We start from the raw sequence: 1,788 nt of genomic DNA on the forward strand, positions 1-1,788 counted from the left end.
TGGAATTTTGTAAAGTAAACTGAACTCCAGCGGCGGATACCATCCTCCTAGAAAGAATATCGTCATCATAGCACTTGCTAGAATCATATTTGCATATTCTCCAAGAAAAAAGAGGGCAAAAGGCATGGATGAATATTCAACGTTATATCCAGAGACAAGCTCTGCTTCAGCTTCTGGTAAATCAAATGGGTGACGATTAGTTTCTGCAAGCAAAGAAATAAAAAATATTATTCCTATAGGCATTAGTAGCAAATCAACCCAAAATGGCATATTGTGTTTCGCTACCACCATCTCTCCAAGATTTAATGTTCCAGTGGTAATAACGACTGCAGCAACTATTAAGCCTATTGAAACTTCATATGAAATCATCTGAGCAGCCGACCGTATAGCGCCAAGGAATGCATAATTGGAGTTGCTTGACCAGCCTGCAATAATCACGCCGTATACTCCCAGCGACGATATAGCTAGCACGTAAAGCACTCCAACATTAATATTTGCTATAACCTTAGGAATAACTACTTGCTGGCCATTTTCTACAATTACTTCAGCACCAAACGGTATAACTGCCCAGGCAATTAATGCCAAGATAAAGGTAAGCATTGGAGCCATAATGAACAGTATGGTGCTCGCTCTAAATGGTATTATCGGCTCTTTAATCAGTAGCTTAATAGCATCTGCAAATGGCTGCAATAGCCCAAAAGGTCCAACTACACTCGGGCCGTGCCTCAGTTGAATTGCAGCAAGGACCTTACGCTCAAAGTATGTCAAATATGCAACTGAAAGTAGTAGCGGTACTAAAATAAATAAAATATTAACTAGTGTGTTCATAAAAAGCTTTAGTACAATCTGCCATTATTTTTGAAGCGCGACTTATTGAATCCGTCATATAAAAATTACACTCCTTTAAAGTAAAAGGTGTATCACTTAAATTTATTTTACCATTGCTAATTGGCACCCATGTGTTTTTTATCACTTGATCAGCATTTCTAAACTGTGGACCGATAGTATCTAATTTTTTTCTCACGTCAAATAAACTATCATATGGTAAGGAGAGATCCAAATATTGCGAGAGATTTTTAATAATTAACCAGTCCTCCTTTGCTTCACCTGGAGGAAATACAGCTAAATTTGTTATTTGCACTCGACCTTCAGTGTTTACATAAGTTGCATATTTTTCTGTATATGCAGCACCAGGCAAGATAACATCTGCCACATGTGCACCCTTATCACCGTGATGACCTTGATAAATTACAAATGTGTTTTCTAACTTTGATGTGTCAATTTCATCTGCACCAAGAAGATAAACAACTTCTATTTCACCACTTTCTGCATGTTCCAATATTTGATTAATATCCCTTTCGCCTTTTTTAGGAACAAACCCAATATCTAGCCCACCAACTCTTGCTGCAGCTTTATGCAGCACATTAAAGCCATTCCAGTCATCTCTGACCATGTTAAATTCTTCTGCAATTTTGCCAGCTAGAATTAGAATTGATTCAGAATCGTCTCTTACTAATGCATCTTGACCGATAATCAGCATAGGGCTCTGAGCAGCACTCAGCAGCTTACAGAACTTATGATTTCCATTTGCTATTTCACTCAAAATATCAGGATTATCGCCCAATTTCTCAACATGATACAAATATTCAATATTAGGACCAACACTTGCAACAGGAAAGTTGCCCTGTAAATATCTCTTTCTCAATCTTACGTTAATGATCGGTGCTTCTATCCTTGGGTTTGTATTTATAAGCAGACACAAATCCGCATTCTCTATACCTTCAATAG

The 1,788-nt window shown here is 37.6% G+C and carries 2 protein-coding genes; both read right to left on the minus strand.

Annotation, left to right across the window (positions count from 1 at the left end; all coding sequences use genetic code 11):
- On the minus strand, positions 1-828 hold an 828-nt coding region (locus WG67_RS00710), incomplete at its 3' end, for a complex I subunit 1/NuoH family protein (RefSeq protein WP_458694956.1).
- On the minus strand, positions 812-1,788 hold a 977-nt coding region (locus WG67_RS07985), incomplete at its 5' end, for a molybdopterin-dependent oxidoreductase (protein WP_458694957.1). The genes WG67_RS00710 and WG67_RS07985, both read right to left, overlap by 17 nt.

The sequence above is a fragment of the Wolbachia endosymbiont of Drosophila incompta genome, assembly GCF_001758565.1.
Lineage (GTDB): Bacteria > Pseudomonadota > Alphaproteobacteria > Rickettsiales > Anaplasmataceae > Wolbachia > Wolbachia pipientis.